Annotated in this window: 15 protein-coding genes; all 15 read right to left on the bottom strand. The window is 67.5% G+C overall.

All coding sequences use genetic code 11. The features are described from left to right. Positions 1–11: 11 nt before the first annotated feature. A complete protein-coding gene (locus MHZ91_RS00560) occupies positions 12–1,136 on the bottom strand; it encodes a zinc-dependent alcohol dehydrogenase family protein (protein ID WP_239211336.1) in 1,125 nt (374 codons plus the stop codon). An 86-nt stretch (positions 1,137–1,222) separates the two neighbouring features. Next, on the bottom strand, positions 1,223–1,975 hold the full coding sequence (locus MHZ91_RS00555) for a glucose 1-dehydrogenase (protein ID WP_175122441.1): 753 nt from the start codon (positions 1,973–1,975) through the stop codon (positions 1,223–1,225). Positions 1,976–2,002: 27 nt separating this feature from the next. Beyond that, entirely contained in the window at positions 2,003–3,439 is a 1,437-nt protein-coding gene (locus MHZ91_RS00550) for an aldehyde dehydrogenase family protein (protein ID WP_239211333.1), read from the bottom strand. A gap of 20 nt (positions 3,440–3,459) precedes the next feature. Next, positions 3,460–4,116 (bottom strand): ABC transporter ATP-binding protein, encoded by a 657-nt coding sequence (locus MHZ91_RS00545; protein ID WP_239211331.1) that lies wholly within the window; start codon positions 4,114–4,116, stop codon positions 3,460–3,462. 3 nt (positions 4,117–4,119) lie between these two features. After that, the gene (locus tag MHZ91_RS00540; protein WP_175122438.1) at positions 4,120–4,860 is read right to left on the bottom strand and encodes an ABC transporter ATP-binding protein; all 741 of its coding nucleotides are present in this window, start codon (positions 4,858–4,860) and stop codon (positions 4,120–4,122) included. A gap of 1 nt (position 4,861) precedes the next feature. Further along, positions 4,862–5,842, bottom strand: coding sequence for a branched-chain amino acid ABC transporter permease (locus tag MHZ91_RS00535; RefSeq protein WP_175137852.1), 981 nt, complete (start codon positions 5,840–5,842; stop codon positions 4,862–4,864). Next, positions 5,842–6,747, bottom strand: coding sequence for a branched-chain amino acid ABC transporter permease (locus MHZ91_RS00530; RefSeq protein WP_175122436.1), 906 nt, complete (start codon positions 6,745–6,747; stop codon positions 5,842–5,844). The genes MHZ91_RS00535 and MHZ91_RS00530 overlap by 1 nt, the downstream gene beginning before the upstream one ends. 246 nt (positions 6,748–6,993) lie before the next feature. Then, complete coding sequence (locus tag MHZ91_RS00525; protein WP_239211329.1) at positions 6,994–7,572, bottom strand: DUF4340 domain-containing protein; 579 nt, start codon at positions 7,570–7,572, stop codon at positions 6,994–6,996. Continuing rightward, positions 7,569–8,948 carry a GldG family protein gene (locus tag MHZ91_RS00520; protein ID WP_239211327.1) on the bottom strand — a complete coding sequence of 460 codons (1,380 nt, stop codon included), beginning with the start codon at positions 8,946–8,948 and terminating at the stop codon, positions 7,569–7,571. Before MHZ91_RS00520 ends, MHZ91_RS00525 begins: the two co-directional genes overlap by 4 nt. Then, a complete protein-coding gene (locus MHZ91_RS00515; RefSeq protein WP_175122433.1) occupies positions 8,945–9,658 on the bottom strand; it encodes an ABC transporter permease in 714 nt (237 codons plus the stop codon). The genes MHZ91_RS00520 and MHZ91_RS00515 overlap by 4 nt, the downstream gene beginning before the upstream one ends. Next, positions 9,655–10,671, bottom strand: a complete 1,017-nt coding sequence (locus MHZ91_RS00510; RefSeq protein WP_239211326.1) for an ABC transporter ATP-binding protein — start codon at positions 10,669–10,671, stop codon at positions 9,655–9,657. Before MHZ91_RS00510 ends, MHZ91_RS00515 begins: the two co-directional genes overlap by 4 nt. Positions 10,672–10,681: 10 nt before the next feature. Beyond that, on the bottom strand, positions 10,682–11,542 hold the full coding sequence (locus tag MHZ91_RS00505; RefSeq protein ID WP_056559238.1) for an N-acyl homoserine lactonase family protein: 861 nt from the start codon (positions 11,540–11,542) through the stop codon (positions 10,682–10,684). A gap of 293 nt (positions 11,543–11,835) precedes the next feature. After that, the gene (locus MHZ91_RS00500) at positions 11,836–13,896 is read right to left on the bottom strand and encodes an aconitase family protein (RefSeq protein ID WP_239211325.1); all 2,061 of its coding nucleotides are present in this window, start codon (positions 13,894–13,896) and stop codon (positions 11,836–11,838) included. A gap of 10 nt (positions 13,897–13,906) precedes the next feature. Beyond that, positions 13,907–14,881 (bottom strand): tripartite tricarboxylate transporter substrate binding protein, encoded by a 975-nt coding sequence (locus MHZ91_RS00495; RefSeq protein ID WP_239211324.1) that lies wholly within the window; start codon positions 14,879–14,881, stop codon positions 13,907–13,909. A 221-nt stretch (positions 14,882–15,102) separates the two neighbouring features. Then, positions 15,103–16,005: a LysR substrate-binding domain-containing protein gene (locus MHZ91_RS00490; protein WP_175137857.1), complete on the bottom strand. Its 903-nt coding sequence runs from the start codon at positions 16,003–16,005 to the stop codon at positions 15,103–15,105. Positions 16,006–16,039 lie beyond the last annotated feature (34 nt).

The following is a 16,039-nucleotide window of genomic DNA, read 5'->3' as shown; positions in this document are numbered from 1 at the left end:
GGTCTGTGCCCTTAGAAAACGATGGCGTCGCGCAGGCTGCCGCCGGTGGCGAGGTGATCGAACCCCTCGTTGATCTGGTCCAGCGAAAACGATTGGCCCATCATCCGGTCCACCGGCAGGCGGCCGGCCTTGTACAGGTCGATGTAGCGGCTGATGTCGATGGCGGGTACACCCGAGCCCAGGTAGCTGCCCCGGATCTCGCGCTCTTCGCCCACCATCTGCGACAGCGACAGCGGAAAGCTGAACTTAGGGTTGGGCAGGCCGGACGTCACCGTGGCGCCGCCCCGGCGCGTGAGCTTGTAGGCGGTCTCGAAGGCCGGCACCGCGCCCGCCATGTCGAAGCCGAAGTCCACGCGGCCGCCAGCCAGATCCATGAGGTCGTCGTCGGTCTTGACCTGCTTCGGGTTGACGAGGTGCGTGGCGCCCAGCTCTTTCGCCAGCGCCAGCTTCTCGTCGCTGAGGTCGATGGCGACCACGCGGCGCGCGCCCGCGGCAACGGCGGCCAGCAGTGCGCTCAGGCCCACGCCGCCCAGCCCGACGATCGCGGCCGTGTCGCCCATCTTGATGCGCGCACGGTTGATGACGGCGCCGGCGCCGGTCAGCACGGCGCAGCCGAACAGCGCGGCCTCGCGGTGGGACAGTTCGACGTTAACCTTGACGCACGAGCGCCGCGACACCACAGCGTACTCCGCAAAGCAGGATACGCCCGTGTGATGGTTGATGTATTCGTCGCCGATATGCAGGCGGCGCTCGCCGCCCAGCAGCGTGCCCTTCGTGTTGGCGACGGCGCCGGGCTCGCACAAGGCGGGCCGGCCTTCCATGCAGGGGTTGCAGCAGCCGCAACTGGGCACGAACACCATGGCAACGTGATCGCCGGCCTTCAGGTCCGAGACGCCCGGCCCGGTTTCCACGACTTCGCCGGACGATTCATGCCCCAGCACGATCGGCACGCCGCGCGGCCGGTCGCCGTTGATGACCGACAGGTCCGAATGGCACAGCCCGGCCGCACGGATTCTGACCAGCACCTCGCCGAACCCGGGCGGGTCCAGCTCGATATCCGCGATGGTCAGGGGCCGGGTCTGCGCGTACGGTCCCTCGACCCCCACTTGCCGCAATAACGCCGCTTTGATTTTCATGCGTCTTCATCCACAGAAGTGATCCGGACCGCGGGCGGTCGCGGCATCCGGCATGCCGCGACCCCGCGGCAAGCCGGCGTCCAAACCTACACCGTGCGTCCGCCGTCGACGGGGAACTCCACGCCGGTGATGAACTCGGCCGCATCGCTGGCCAGGAACAGCGCGGCCGCGGCCACGTCGGACGGCTGGCAGAAGCGGCCCAGCGGAATGGTCGACACGAACTTCGCGCGGTTCTCCGGCGTGTCGGGCAGGCCCATGAAGAGTTCGAACATGCCGGTCACGCCCATGACCGGGCAGATGGCGTTGACGCGGATGCCTTCGCCGCCCAGCTCCACGGCCATCGACTTGGACAGCACGTTGACCGCGCCCTTGGACGCGTTGTACCAACTGAGGCCGGGGCGCGGACGGATGCCGGCCGTCGATCCGATGTTCAGGATCACGCCGCGCTTTTGCTTGCGCATGACGGGCACGACGGCCTGGGCCATGTGATAGATCGACTTCACGTTGATGTCGAACATGCGATCGAACGTGGCCTCGTCCACGTCCAGCATCGGCTGGTTCTTGTGGGTGATGGCGGCGTTGTTGACCACGATGTCCACGGCGCCGAATTTGTCGAGCGCGGCGCGCACCACGTTGTCGATGTCGGCGCGGCTGGACACGTCGGCCTTCACCGCCAGCGCGGCATCGCCGACTTCAGCAGCCACGCGGTCGGCGGCCTCTTTATTGATGTCCGCGATCACGACCTTGGCGCCTTCCTTGGCGTACAGCTTGACGATGCCCTCGCCGAAACCGTTGCCCCCGCCCGTGACGATCGCAACCTTGCCTTGCAACTGGCTCATTTTCTGTCTCCGTATGATGCGCGGCGATCACTCGCCATAGAACTGAATCAGGGTCTTGGTCGTGCTCATCTCTTCCAGCGCGATGAAGCCTTTTTCCCGGCCGTGGCCGCTTTTCTTGACACCGCCGAAGGGCAGCTCGACGCCGCCGCCCGCGCCGAAGCCGTTGATGTAGACCTGGCCGCACTTGATGCCGCGCGCCACGCGCTGCTGGCGTCCGCCGTTCTCGGTCCACACCGCGCCCAGCAGGCCGTAGTCGGTGGCGTTGGCAAGACGAATGGCCTCGGCCTCGTCGGCGAAGGGCAGCGCGACCAGTACGGGGCCGAAAATCTCTTCCGTCAGCAGGTCGCTGTCGTGGCTGGTGGCGGCAAAGAGCGTGGGTTTGACGAAGAAGCCGCCCTGCGGAACGCCGTCGGCGATGCCGCCTTCGGCCGCGACCTGCAGGCCTTCAGAGAGACCCTTGGCGATGTAGCGGTTGACGCGGTCGTACTGCGCCTTGTTGACGACGGGGCCGCAGGTCAGGTCCATGTCCGGCGTGCCCGCGCGCACCTTGGAAAACTCCTCGCCCAGCGCCTTCATGAAGTCGTCGTAGATGCCCTTTTGCACCAGCAGCCGGCTGCCCGCGGTGCAGGTCTGGCCGGTGTTGTGGACGATGCCCTTGACGATGGCCGGAATGGCGAGCTTGTAGTTGGCGTCGTCAAAAACGATGTGCGCCGACTTGCCGCCCAGCTCCAGCACGCACTTGACCGCGTTCAGTGCAGCGGCCTGCTGGACCAGCACGCCGACTTCGTTGGAGCCGGTGAAGGTGATGAAGTTGATGCCGGGATGGCGCGACAGCGCGGCGCCGGCCTCGTCGCCCAGGCCCGAGACGATGTTCAGCGCGCCCGGCGGAAAGCCCACTTCCAGCGCCAGTTCGGCCACGCGGATGATCGACAGGCAGGCGTCTTCGGCGGGTTTGACGACCGCGGCGTTGCCCATGGCCAGCGCCGGCGCCACGCTGCGGCCGAACATCTGCGCGGGGTAATTCCACGGAATGATGTGCGCGGTGACGCCCAGCGGTTCGCGGATGAGCTGCACCGAATAGTCTTTCTGGAACGGGATGGTCTGGCCGTGCACCTTGTCGGCCGCGCCGCCGTAGAACTCGAAGTACCGGGCCAGCACGGTGATGTCGCCGCGCGCGGTGGACATGGGCTTACCGGTATCGCGCGATTCCAGTTGCGCCAGTTCCTCGTGGTGCGCCAGCACGCTTTCGCCCAGGCGCATCAGCAGCCGGCCGCGTTCCAGCGCCGTCATGTCGCCCCATTCGCCTTCCAGCGCGTCGCGCGCGGCCTGCACCGCCGCGTTCACGTCGGCCTGCTGGCCGCGCGGGATGGTGGTGAACACCTGGCCGTCTACGGGGGAAACGACCTCGATCGTGCGCCCGTCCTGGGCGTCGACCTGGCGGCCGCCGATAATCATCTGCGTCATGGGAATGTCTCCGTGGGGTATCAGTTCAGCGTGATCGAGCCGCGCTCGATCGTCCATATCTGGTCGGGAATGTCGCCCAGCAGCTTCACGTTGGATTCGGTGATGACCACGCACAGGTCGGGCTGCATTTCCTTGAGCCGACCCAGCGCCTCGGTGTAGTCGCGCGCCAGCTTGGGCGCGAGCCCCTGGAAGGGTTCATCCAGCATCAGGAGCCGCGTGCCGACCATAACGGCGCGCGCCAGCGCCACCATCTTGCCCTGCCCGCCCGACAGCGCGGAACCGGACCGCTTGAGCATGGGCTCCAGCTGCGGCACCACCTTCAGCACGGTCTCCATGCGGGTCTGGATCTCGGCCTTGGACTGGCCCTGCACTTCGCACGGCAGGTGCAGGTTTTCCTCGACGGTCATGGTCGGGAAGATGACGCGGTCTTCGGGCGCGTAGCCCACTTTCATCGCGGCGCGCTTGTGACCGGGCAGCGACGTGAGGTCGGTGCCGTCGAACGCGATCCTGCCGGAGCGGATGCGCGTCAGGCCCATGATGGTGCGCAAGAGCGTGGTCTTGCCCGCGCCGTTGCGCCCGACGATGCCGATGGTGCGGGACGCTTCGAAGTTGGCGCTGACGTCGCGCAGGATGCGATTGCCCGCCAGGTCGACGTTGATGGCCGATAGATTCAACATGGTTCAGGCCCCCAGCACTTCGCTTCTGATCTGCGGATTGTTCAAGACTTCCTCGGGCGAGCCGTCGGCGGCCACCTTGCCGGCGATCCACGCCGCCACGCGGGTGGCGTAGCGTGACACGATGTCCACATCGTGCTCGACGAACCAGCTCGTCACGCGGCGCTCGTCCAGCGCGTGCATCACGGTCTCCATCAGCGCGAACTTGTCTTCCGACGCGACGCCGCTGGTGGGCTCGTCCATGATCAGCAGCTTGGGCTGCAATGCCAGCGCCATCGCCACGTCCAGCAGCTTGCGCTTGCCTTCGGGCAGCTCGATGCAGGCTTCGTCGGCGTCGGGCAAGAGGCCCACCAGGTCCAGCGTGGCGTCCACCTCGCGCGCGTCGATGGTGCTTTCCAGCGACCGGAACCAGCTCAGTTCCTTGTTGCGGCGCGCGGCCGCGATCTGCACGCACTGGCGCACGGTGTGCTCGGTGAACAGCTGCGGCAGCTGGAACGAGCGCCCCATGCCCAGCCGCACGATCTTGCGCGGGGCCATGGCGGTGACGTCCTTGCCGTCGAAATAGACCTTGCCCTTGGCGGGCGTCAGGTACCCCGTGCAGATGTTGATGAAGGTGGTCTTGCCCGCGCCGTTCTGGCCGATCACTGCCAGGCGTTCGCCCTCGTGCAGCTCGAAGTTGATGTTGTCGGCGGCCACCACGCCGCCGAAGGCCAGGTACAGGTCGGTGGTTTGAATCAGGGGTTTCATGTCAGTTCCTTGCCGCGACCTGCACGGGCGCCTGCGCGCGCCGCTGCGCACGTTCACGCGATTTGATGCGCTTGGTGATCTGGCCCACGAAGCCCGTGGGGAACATGAAGATGACCAGGATCAGCGTGAGGCCCAACAGGAACTGCCAGAGACCGGGGAAGTAGGCGGCGGACACGAGCTTCACGGATTCGAAGCCCACGGCGCCCAGGAAAGCGCCGGCCGCGTGGCCCGCCCCGCCCAGGATGGTGATGAAGACGAATTCGCCCGAGCGCAGCCACGAGCCGATTTCCGGCGTGACCAGCCCCTGCATCAGCGCAAGGATCGCGCCCGAAAAGCCCACCACCACCGCCGACAGCAGATAGCCCTTCCACATGATGAAGTACGCGGAAAATCCCAGGTATTCGATGCGCGTTTCGTTAGTCTTGATGGCCGACAGCGCCTGGCCGCTGCCCGAGCGGAAGTAACGCTGCACCCACCACGCCAGCACCAGCGACAGGACCAGCGTCAGCACCAGCAGCGCGCGTTCGAAGGATTCGCGCTCCATCACGATGCCGGCCATGGTCGGGCGCACGATGCGCATGCCGTCGGAGCCGCCGGTCAGCGTGTAGAGCTTACCCAGCAGCGCGAACAGCACCATGCTGAGCGCCAGGTTCAACATGCCGAAGAAGATGCCGCGGTAACGCACAACGAACAGGCCAATGACCACGGCAGCGACAAAACTGGCGACGACGCCGGCCAGGATCAGCACCAGCGCATCCAGACCGGGCATGGCTTTGGCCAGGAACGCCACGGTGTACGCCGAGATGCAGGCAAACATGGCGTGGCCGAACGAAATCTGGCCGGCGCGCGCCATCACCGACACGCCCAGCGCGGCAATCGCGTAGGTCAGGCCGATGACGATGGGCGTGATGGTCCAGGAATAGGTGTAGCCAAGAAACAGCGTGAACAACGCGGCCAGCAGGCTGAGGACAGGGACTTTCATCAGATCGTCCTCGCTTGAGCAACGGTGAACAGGCCGTGCGGGCGGATGATCAGCACCAGCACCATGATGATGTAGGGCACGGCGACTTCCAGCTCCGGCGCCGCATACACGGCGATGGCGCGGATGATGCCGATGAGCAGCGCGGCGATCAGCGCGCCCGTGATCTGGCCCAGCCCGGCGGTGGCGACCACTGCGAACGACAGCACCGTCATGTCGGTGCCGGCGCCCGGCACCAGCGACGTCGTGGGCGAAGCCAGCGCGCCGCCCAGCGCGCCCAGGATGGTCGCGATCACGAAGGTGACGTAGCCGATCTTCTTGGCGTTGATGCCGAGCGACGTGGCGACCTCGCGGTGGTGCGTGGTGGCCACGGTTTGTTTGCCGAGCTTGGTGTGGCGCAGGAAGAACTCCAGGCACACGTAGGCCAGCAGCGCCGTGGCGGGGACCACGACAAGCTGATATGTCGTGTAGGTGATGTCGCCGATCTCGATGTTTCCCAGCCGGTTGACGACTTCGCTGGCGCTGTAGGGTTGCGCACCCCACAGCATGCGCTGGATGTCTTCCAGCATCAGGAACGCGCCAAAAGTGAGCAGCAGCTTGAGGATGGGATCGTAGTTCTGGGCGCGGCGGATCAGGACGAATTCCATGATGCTGCCCAGCAGCAGCCCGACGGCGATGGCCGCCACGAACAGCGCCGCGAAAAGAAGAATGGGGGAGTCGGTCTTGGGCGCCACGAACATGACGAGGCTGGCCGCGGCATAGCCGCCAAAGGCGTAGAACGCGCCGTGGGCAACGTTCAGTATCCCCATCACACCGAACACCAGGGTTAACCCCATCGACACCAGGAATAGCAGACTGGCGTATGCCACGCCGTCCACCAAGGCGAGAGGCAGTAGATCCAAGGTCAAGCGTCTTCTCCCAATACGCTGAGCACGGACGCGACGAACCGTCAGGATCGCGCGGCGTGCGGGCTTGCGCCCCGGGCGCGCCCGGCGCGCCCTTGTCTCGTTATCAACCTTTCCGTGCTGTCCTGCGCAGGCTGCGCAAGACGCCGGAAGGCACTTTTATGGCTGGCTTACAGGCCCATCCCGCAACGGCTCGGGCCGGTCCGCCGTCCTATGTTTGCGAAGTATAGGTAGGGGTTGATCGGCGACCTATTTATCTTTGTGCAAGGCGGGTTTAACAAGCGATGGAGTGGCGGCTGGCGCCCCCAGCGCCGCCAGCGGCGCCCGGGTTTGATAGTCCGGGATAATCCGGATCTGCGCCTCATCCGGCAGGCGTACATAACGGCCTAATCCATCCGGCGCCAGCGCGCCTACATCCAGCGATGCCAAGGTCGCGCCCGCGGCATCGCGCACGTCGATGCGCAGTTGCGGCGGCGCAAGGCCATAGGTTTCTCCGTCCTGCGGGGTCAGCGTGCGGTCGCTGCGGGTCTGCGAGAACAGCGCGATGAAGTCGGCCACATCAAAGCCTGCTGCGGCGCCCGATGGCGTGGCGGTCCAGCCCTGCGGGCCGCGCGCCAGTCGAACCGATCCGTCGGGACCCGCCAGCGTCACCTGCGCAGCCATGCCGGGTTCCCAGGCGTAAAGCCGCCCGGGCTTGCCGCGATCGTCGTGCAGATGCGTGTGGCCGTCGTGATGCGCCGGCGATTCGGCGGCCTCGTGCCATTGCCACGCCGACAGCACAATGCCTGCCGCCAGCAGCGCCGGCCACAGGGCCGCGCGCGCGTTCACCGCCGCCTCCACCACAGCAGCAGTCCCGTCAGCAGCGCAAGCAGCGGCAAGGCCACCGTGCTGGTCCAGAACACCGCGCGCATCTGACGGTTGGTCAGTTCCACGCGGCGGTTTTCGTAATGCCGGGGCCGAATGGTCAACAACGCGTCCTCGCCCGCGAGCAGGGTGACGGCGTTGGTGAACAGCGCGCCGTTGCCCAGCGTGGCGAAATGCCGGTTGATGGCGAAATCGCTGTCGCCCGCAACCAGCAGCGTGGGATGCGCGGCCCCGTCCGCGTTGGCCGCCTGCGCGTTGCGCGTGGCCAGCGCCATCAGCGTGTAGCGCGAGGGCGGCTGGCCGGGCACCTGGGCATCGGCGGAGGTCTGCGCCAGCGGCGTCACCACCACGCCGGGCGGCAGCGCGTCGCCCGCGGGTTCCAGGCCGGCCGCTCCCGGAAAGAAGCTGAGCGGCAAGCCGCGCGTCATCTTGTGGCGCGTGTAGTCGCTGACGGCCGGACTGCCGGGATCGTTGCGGTAGTGACTGCCCGCATCGGCCAGCGCGCCAGGCGCCAGCGCGATGCCGAAGTCCGACAGCAGACCGTCCAGGCCGTGCCGGGTATCGGGTTCCAGCAGCAACAGCGTCTTGCCGCCCGCGCCGGTCCAGCGGCGCAGCGCCTGGGCGTCGTCCTCGCCAAACGGCGTACGCGGACCGGCAGCCACCACGACGGCGCAGCGCGGCAACGCCTGCGCCAGAGTGCCCGCGCCCACCGCGCGCGTCGAAAACCCCAGCGTCTGCAAGGCGTTGCGCGCCATCGCCATGCCGTGCTGTTCATGCACCTCGACACGCGCCACCAGGTTCTCGTCGTGGTCGTGGTCTTCCAGGTCGTCCAGCGACGTCAGGCTGTCCAGCGGCGCTTCGCGATGGCCCTGCGTGAAGCAGACCGTCTGCGCGCCGTTCTGGCTGATGCGGATGATCGCGTTGGTGAAGTCGGTTTCGGTGCCGCCGTTGATGGTGGTGCGACGCTCGCCCGAGGCCAGCACCGCGCTGCCCGCGAACTGGATGCCGGCAGCGCGCGCCTCGGCCGGGCGCAGCGCCGGGTCGACGCCGCGCACGCGGATCAGCGGGTTCTCGCGTTCGTACTGGCGCAGCAGTTCCAGCGCGTCGACCATGCTCTTGTTGCGCAGGTCGTAGAACCACGTCACCTCGACCGGCCGGCGCACCTGCCGCGCGACTTCCAGGCTTTCGGGAGCCAAGCTGTATACGCGCTGCGCGGTCAGGTCGATACGGCCCAGATGGCGCGACGCCCACAGGTTCAGCGCCAGCAGCAGCGCGGCCACGGCCAGCACCGGCAGCCACAGCGACAGCCGCCGCCCGGCGCGGCGCACGGCGGGGCTCATCGCAGCCTCCAGCGCTTCAGGTTGACGGCGGCCACCATCAACGCCAGCACGGCCACGCTGGCGAGCGTGACGGTGGCGGGTCCGGGCAGCACGCCCCGGATGAAGTCCACGTGCTGCGCCGACAGCGACAGGGCCTGGAAGAACGGCGACAGCGCCGGAAACGCATCCAGCGCCGCCGGGTAGTCGATGAACCACAGCAGCACGAGGATGCCCCACGTGGCGCTGGCGGCGACGATCTGATTTGAGCAGGCGCTGGACACCGCAATGCCGATCGCCAGGAACAGCGCGCCGTACAGGAACACGCCGATGTACCCGCCCACGATGGGACCGTAGTCCGGTTGGCCGTACCAGGCCAGCGGCAGCACCGCCGACATCGTGCCGGCCAGCATCAGCGCCAGCATGGTCAGCCCGGCCGCGAACTTGGCGGCCACCAGCGTGAAGTCCGACAGCGGCAGCGTCAGCAGCAGCTCCAGCGTTCCCTGCCGCGCCTCTTCGGCAAAGGCGCGCATGCTGACCAGCGGCATCACCAACATCAGCAGGATGGTCATGTTGTGAAACGCCGTCACCATCTGCCCGGTGCTGACGAAGAACAGGTTGAAGCTGAACAGATAGCCCGACAAAGCCCAGAACACCGCCACGACGGCCAGCGCCACGGGCGAGCCGAAGTCGGTGCGCAGTTCCTTGCGGTACAACGCCGCGAAACCCTTCATGCGCGTCTCCGTAACGGGGGATCGTTAGGCGCCAGCGCCGCCAGCAGGCGGGCTTCGACCGCTTCCTGCGCGGGCAGCACGGCGCGCAGTTCCGCGTGCGCCAGCGCGGTGCGCAGGACCGCGTCGCAGGCGGCGGCATTGGTCGCGTCGTTGGCGGCGTTAGTCGTCGCACTGGCGATATGGCGGCCGGTCACGCTTGCACCCGGGGCGTCCCACGTGACGCGCCACTTGCTGGTGCCGGCATCGAGCAGCGTGATGTCCACCGCCTTCACGCCCGGACACGCGGACAACGCCGCGTGCAATGCGGCATGCCCGGCGGCGGGCAACGCCAGCAGCAATTGCAGCGCCAACCGCGATTCGCCCAGTGGCTGGTCCTCGACCAACCGGCCCTGCCGCAGGATCGCAATGCGCGAGCACAGCGCCTCGACTTCCTGCATCAGGTGGCTGCTGAACACCACCGCGCGGCCTTCGGCGCAGCGGCGGATCATGGCGCGGGCTTCGACGATCTGCACGGGATCCAGGCCGTTGGTGGCCTCGTCCAGCAGCAGGACGGGCGGGTCGTTCAGCACCGCCTGCGCCAGCCCCACGCGCTGACGCTGCCCCTTGGACAGGCGTCCGATCACCGAGCGCGCCACGCCCTGCAGATCGAAGCCATCGATGGCGCGTTCGATGGCCAGGCGGCGCGCGCTGGCGCCGCCCTGCACTTTGACGCCCGCGCCGAACTCCAGATACTGCGTGACGGTCAGCGCGTCATAGAGCGGCGCGCGTTCGGGCAGATAGCCGATGTCGGCGTTGCCGCGGCCCGGCGCGGGCTCACGTCCGCGAATCGTGATGCGCCCGCTGTCGGGCGTGTAAAAGCCCGCCATCAGGCGCAGCGTAGTGGTCTTGCCGCTGCCGTTCGGACCCAGCAGGCCCAGGATCTCCCCCGGCCTGACGGACAGGCTGAGGGATTCCAGAACCTGGCGGGATCCGAACGACTTGCAGACCTGGTGCAAGGCGACGGCGGGCTCCATGGCGCGCCTTTTAGTCGAACACTTTGGTCTTGGCGTTCTGCGCGTGCTGCTCCGCGTCGTGGCTGTACCAGAGCTGGCCCTGGCGCGCGTCGCGGATCTGCTTGAGACGGTCGATGGCCTGCATGGACGCCGCCGTGTTCCAGGTGATGCCGGGAATGACGCCGGCCTCGTTTTCACCCGTGTAGATGGCATCGGCCGCCAGCAGCACGACGCCGGTCTTGGGCAGCTTGACCTGCAGCGACTGGTGGCCTTGCGTGTGGCCCTTGGTGTCCAGCAGCACGATGGTGCCGTCGCCGAACAGATCGAAGTCACCCTCGACCTGGATGAAGTCGTAGTCCCGCGTGGTGTCGAAGTCCTTCATGACGTAGGCCGCGCGCTGGAATTTCTCGGGCCACCAGGCGGCGCGCAGCTCGGCCTTCTGCACCACGTGCTTGGCCTTGGGGAACATCTTGATATTGCCGGCGTGATCCAGATGGAAGTGCGAGTACACGACGTATTTCACGTCGCTCACGTCAAAGCCGGCGGCCTTGAGCTGGCGGTCGATGACCTCGTCGCGGCCCTGGATGGAATTGAACGCGCCGCACAGACCCTGGCCCCAATAATTGGCGCAATTGCCGTCGGCCGTGGCCTGGTTCATGCCGGTGTCGAACAGCACCAGGCCGCGCGGGTGCTGGATCACGTAGGCCGGCACCGGAATCTTGATCTTGGTGCCCACGTCGACCATCGCGGTCATGAAACCCTTGTCCAGCTCGATCTTGCCCACCGACAGCTGCATCAGTTTTACGTCCACCGGCGGCGCGTCGGCAGCATGTGCCCATCCGCCCGCCATGACCGCCACCGCCCCAACCATTGCCTTCCAGCTCTTGCTCATTGTTGTCTCCTCGGACCAACAGGGGTAAGCCGCAGCCCGGACGGCGCGGCCGATCAGCAAGCTCCCGGTGTGTCCCGGGTTCACATCGTCGACAGGGTGTTTTTTCCGTGCGAAGGCGCCTTGCGGCGGGCCGCGATATCCATGCGCGCGGCCGGAAACGGCATCTGGCGGCCGTTTTCTCTGATGCGCACTCTGACGCAGCCCGGTTTGGCTGCCAATTAAGGATTTGTGAAGCTGGGCTTCGCGGCGCGCGAAGTGGGGGGAACCCTAGTGATCCGGACCGTCCGGCATGGCTACGCGCCGTATCGCACCTGCAACTCGGCGAACGACGCCAGTTCCCCTGCCAGCGCGCTCGCCATGACCGTTGGCGGACTGGCGAGCCAGACGCTGCCCGGCCCCGATCGGCCCGGAAAATTCCGGTTGATGGCGCTGATCGTCACCTGAGACGCCTCGGTGGACGACCCCGGCCCGCAGTTCGCACACGCGCCGCACGACGGCTGCAGGATGCGCGCGCCCACGGCGGCAAACGTCTTGTCATAGCCCTGCGCCACGCAGTAATCGCGCACGGCCGTGGTGCCGTACTGCAGATACAGCGTCACGCCGTCTGGCAGCCGCAGTCCGCGCGCCACCGCCCACGCCAGCACCTGATGGTAGTAGTCGAAATCCTCGCGCTTGCCGGCGGTACAGGAGCCGCCATACGCAATGTCGATGCGCGGCCGCGCGGTCAGGGTGGACAGCGGCACGCCATTGCCCGGATCGCCGGGCGCCGCCACCAGCGGCGACAGCGCCGCGCAGTCCACGCGCAGAACGGCGGCGTAGTCGGCGCCTGGATCGCTGCGCATCCACGCTTCGATGGCGGCATCCACGCCGCGGCGTTCGCGCAGAAAGCGCGCCGTCTCGGAATCCGGCGCGACGATGCCGGTCAGTCCGCCGAGCTCGGCGGTCATGTTGGTCAGCGTGGCGCGCTCGTCGATGGACAGGCTGACGATGGCCTCGCCGGCGAACTCGAACACCTTGCCCACGCCGGCGCCCGCGCGGATTTCGGGCAGCGCCAGCAGATGCAGCACGATGTCCTTGGCGGTAACGCCGGGCGCAGGCGCACCGTCCAGTTCGATGCGCAGCGAGGCCGGCAGCGTCAGCCGCACCGCGCCCGTGACGAACGCGTTCGCCATGTCGGTGGTGCCCACACCAAAGGCCACGCATCCCAACGCGCCGCTGTGCGGCGTGTGCGAGTCGGTGCCCACGACGACCTGCCCCGGCAGCGCGTAGTGTTCAGCCATCATGGCGTGCGAGATGCCGGCCACGTTGGCGCCGGTGTCGCGCGCGGCCTCGGCCTCGGTCAGCGTGCGGTGCTGGCGCAGGTCGTAGGCGTCGGCGAAGTCGCGTTGCGCCTGGCACATGGCGCGCACGTTGGGCACGATGCCCGCGCGCACGTGGTTGGGGCTTTCCTCGACGTAGGAGGTGTGGTCCTCGAACACCACGATGCGGTCGGGGTCCACCAGACGCAGGGGCCGTTTGAACCGCGCATGCAGCATATGGGCGGCCATGCCGGAGTAGTACTCATGGATGAAGCGCCAGTCCGCGCGCAGGAAGACGCCGTCGCCCTGCTGCGGGTTGGACGCGGTCGCGGCGGTCTTCAAGAGATGGCGCCGGACGATCTTCTCGAAGAGCGTGTGTGGAGGCCCGACAGAAGGCGCGGCCGAATCGGCGGTGGAATCACTGACACCCGACACGCCGGATTCCGGCGCGCCAGTCCCCGGACCGTCCTCCTCCAGACGTTCACCCGCCGCCGACACATCCCGCAACTGCGCCTGCCCGAAAGCCAGCAGCCCGCCCGCCCTGACAATCGCCGCCGCCAGCGCGTCGCGCCCCGCCACGATCTCATCGACCGTGATGCGCTCGCCCCCTTGCAGCCGCGCCACCAGCCCCATGTCGGTGCTGGTGTAAAGCCCGATGTTGTCGGCATTCTGGCGGTAGATGCGCTCGAAGCTCTCGGCAATCACCAGCCGCACGCCGGCAGACTTCTCTGCCATCGGACTGTGCTCGCGTGACGAGCCCTTGCCGTACCGCTTGCCCGCGACGACGACGTTGATGCCGGCGTGCCGGATGGCATCGATGCCGATGGGCTGGGTGTCGCCCGCCCGAAAACCCGTGTACGGATACCGGCCCAGCTTCTCGTCGAAGTGGGTCAGGATCGGCACGGGTGTGATCTCGTCGGTGGAGATGTCGTCGCGCAGCGGCGCGGCCTGGGGCAGCGTCAGCGCCGCGCCGCCCAGTTGCGCGGTCACGCGGGCCGGATCCTGCGTCAGAAACAGCAGGCGGGCCGGGGCGTCGAGTACAGATACGGCAGTCATGGCAATCCGGTCATTCGATAGTGACGCCCGCCGCCTTGACGAGCGTCTGGCTCTTGGTGATCTCGGCGGCCAGCGTCTGCGCCGCCTGTTCCGCCGTGGTGCCCTGCGACACAAAGCCCTGCGGCGACAGCGCCTTGAGCACCGCCGGCTCCTGCATGGTCTTGTGCGTGGCGGCTTGCAGCTTTTGCACGATATCGGCGGGCAGCCCGGCCGGTCCGATCAGCGAGATCCAGGCATCGTACGAATAGCCTTTCACCCCGGCCTCGTCCAGCGTGGGCACGTTGGGCAGGATCGGCAGGCGTTCGGGCGTGCTGACGGCAAGTGCGCGCAGCTTGCCCGCCTGCACCTGCGCCAGCACGGACGGGGTCGCCAGGAAGGCGACCTGGATCTGTCCCGACATGACGTCGGTGATCAGCGCGTTGCCGCCCTTGTACGGGATGTGCATCATGTCCACGCCCGCCTTGGACTTGAGCAGCTCGCCAGCCAGGTGCAGCACGCTGCCCGTGCCGGACGAGCCGTAATTGATCCTGCCCGGCTGCGCGCGGGCGGCCTTCAGCAGGTCGTCCATCGTCTTGTACGGCGAGTTCTCCGCCACTACGACCACCAGCGGCGTCGTGCCGATGACGGAAATCGGCGTGATGTCCTTGACCGTGTCGTAGGGCAGACTTTTGTACAGGCTGGGGTTGATGGCGTGGTTGGACGACACGATGCCCAGGGTGTAGCCGTCGGGCTTGGCCGACACCAATTGGCGTGTGCCGGGGATGCCCGCCGCGCCGGCCAGGTTTTCCACGATCATCGGCTGGGCCAGCGTCTTGCCCAGGTTATCGGCCACGACGCGCGCCACCACGTCGGCGGTCGAGCCGGGCGACGTGGGCACGATCAGGCGGATGGGATGGTCCGGGTAGCCGGCGGCGGACGCGGCCGCAGCCGCGCACATGGCGCCAAGCGCGAGCGCACAGCTCGCGAGCAATCTGGTGGGGGTCATGATGTCTCCGTATAGGACGCAGCGGGGTCTGGATGCCCCGTACCGGCGATGAACGCGCTTTGACTATACGAAGACGGCCGTCAACCGCGAAGTGTCATATCGGCAGCCCCGCCATCGCGAATGGCGACGGCGGGTTCCGACGACGGGAGGCGCCCGTGGCTGCGGCGGCAACCGCTTCGGTCGCTGCGTTGCTTGCGGCGCAGCAGCGCCGCCGCCAACCGTCAGCCCTGCTGCGCCAAAAACCTGACCAGTTTGCTCGCTGTCGCCGACAACTGCGCCTGGTTCGGAAACACGATGCAAAGCTGGCGACGTGCCCACGCATCGGAAAGGGGACGCACCACCACGTCCAGCGCCTGCAGATACAACTCCGCGACCTGCTGCGGCATCACGGCGATGCCCAGCCCGGCGTGTGTCATCCTGCACAGCGCGTCCAGGCTGGCCACGCGGATCTTCACCGACAACGTCTCGCCCAGCGCCGCGGCTCGCGCCGCCAGCAGCTGCGTCAACGCGCTGTTCTCGCGCAGGCCGACGAAGGTCTCGTCGGCAATGTCCTGCAGGCTGAGCTGGCGCGCCGACGCCTTGGGGTGATTGGACGGCAGCATGACGGCAAGGCGGTCGCGGCGGTATGGCAGCTGTTCCAGCCCATCGGCGCCCGCAATCTGGTTGCAGATCCCGAAGTCGGCCGCCCGCTCGCGCACCAGGCGCAGGACATCCGGGCTGTGCTGTTCTTCCAGGTCGATGTCCACGTCGGGAAACAGGCGCTGAAACGCCGCCACGTCCTCGGGCAGGAACTGCACGATGGCCGACAGGTTGGCCACCACCCGCACGTGCCCTTTCACGCCCTCGTAGAAGCGCGACAGCTCCGCCCCCATCGCCTCGACGTCGCCGATGATCTGCCGCGCATGGCGCAGGACGGTCTGCCCGGCCGGCGTCACGGACACGCCGCGGGTGTGCCGGGCGATCAGCGGCAGGCCGATCAGCGCTTCCATGTCGGCGATGCGCCGGCTGACGGCGGAAGGCGCGATGAACTCGCGCTCGGCCGCCCGCGCGATGCTGTTCTCCTGGCAGACCGCCACAAAGAGGCGCAGCGAAGTCAGGTCGAGTTTGCGGAGGATGCTTTCCATGGCGGATCCAGCGGGCGGCGGGGACGGGCCCCCG

It is taken from the genome of Achromobacter sp. ACRQX, from assembly GCF_022346505.1.
GTDB classification, from domain to species: Bacteria; Pseudomonadota; Gammaproteobacteria; order Burkholderiales; family Burkholderiaceae_B; genus Achromobacter; species Achromobacter animicus.
This window is presented reverse-complemented; position numbering and strand designations above follow the sequence as displayed.

What these genes read in the sequence shown, in the direction of transcription:
- MHZ91_RS00560 (WP_239211336.1), bottom strand. Translation starts at nt 1,136, where the DNA reads ATGAAAATCAAAGCGGCGTTATTGCGGCAAGTGGGGGTCGAGGGACCG.
- MHZ91_RS00555 (WP_175122441.1), bottom strand. Translation starts at nt 1,975, where the DNA reads ATGAGCCAGTTGCAAGGCAAGGTTGCGATCGTCACGGGCGGGGGCAAC.
- MHZ91_RS00550 (WP_239211333.1), bottom strand. Translation starts at nt 3,439, where the DNA reads ATGACGCAGATGATTATCGGCGGCCGCCAGGTCGACGCCCAGGACGGG.
- MHZ91_RS00545 (WP_239211331.1), bottom strand. Translation starts at nt 4,116, where the DNA reads ATGTTGAATCTATCGGCCATCAACGTCGACCTGGCGGGCAATCGCATC.
- MHZ91_RS00540 (WP_175122438.1), bottom strand. Translation starts at nt 4,860, where the DNA reads ATGAAACCCCTGATTCAAACCACCGACCTGTACCTGGCCTTCGGCGGC.
- MHZ91_RS00535 (WP_175137852.1), bottom strand. Translation starts at nt 5,842, where the DNA reads ATGAAAGTCCCTGTCCTCAGCCTGCTGGCCGCGTTGTTCACGCTGTTT.
- MHZ91_RS00520 (WP_239211327.1), bottom strand. Translation starts at nt 8,948, where the DNA reads ATGAGCCCCGCCGTGCGCCGCGCCGGGCGGCGGCTGTCGCTGTGGCTG.
- MHZ91_RS00515 (WP_175122433.1), bottom strand. Translation starts at nt 9,658, where the DNA reads ATGAAGGGTTTCGCGGCGTTGTACCGCAAGGAACTGCGCACCGACTTC.
- MHZ91_RS00510 (WP_239211326.1), bottom strand. Translation starts at nt 10,671, where the DNA reads ATGGAGCCCGCCGTCGCCTTGCACCAGGTCTGCAAGTCGTTCGGATCC.
- MHZ91_RS00505 (WP_056559238.1), bottom strand. Translation starts at nt 11,542, where the DNA reads ATGAGCAAGAGCTGGAAGGCAATGGTTGGGGCGGTGGCGGTCATGGCG.
- MHZ91_RS00500 (WP_239211325.1), bottom strand. Translation starts at nt 13,896, where the DNA reads ATGACTGCCGTATCTGTACTCGACGCCCCGGCCCGCCTGCTGTTTCTG.
- MHZ91_RS00495 (WP_239211324.1), bottom strand. Translation starts at nt 14,881, where the DNA reads ATGACCCCCACCAGATTGCTCGCGAGCTGTGCGCTCGCGCTTGGCGCC.
- MHZ91_RS00490 (WP_175137857.1), bottom strand. Translation starts at nt 16,005, where the DNA reads ATGGAAAGCATCCTCCGCAAACTCGACCTGACTTCGCTGCGCCTCTTT.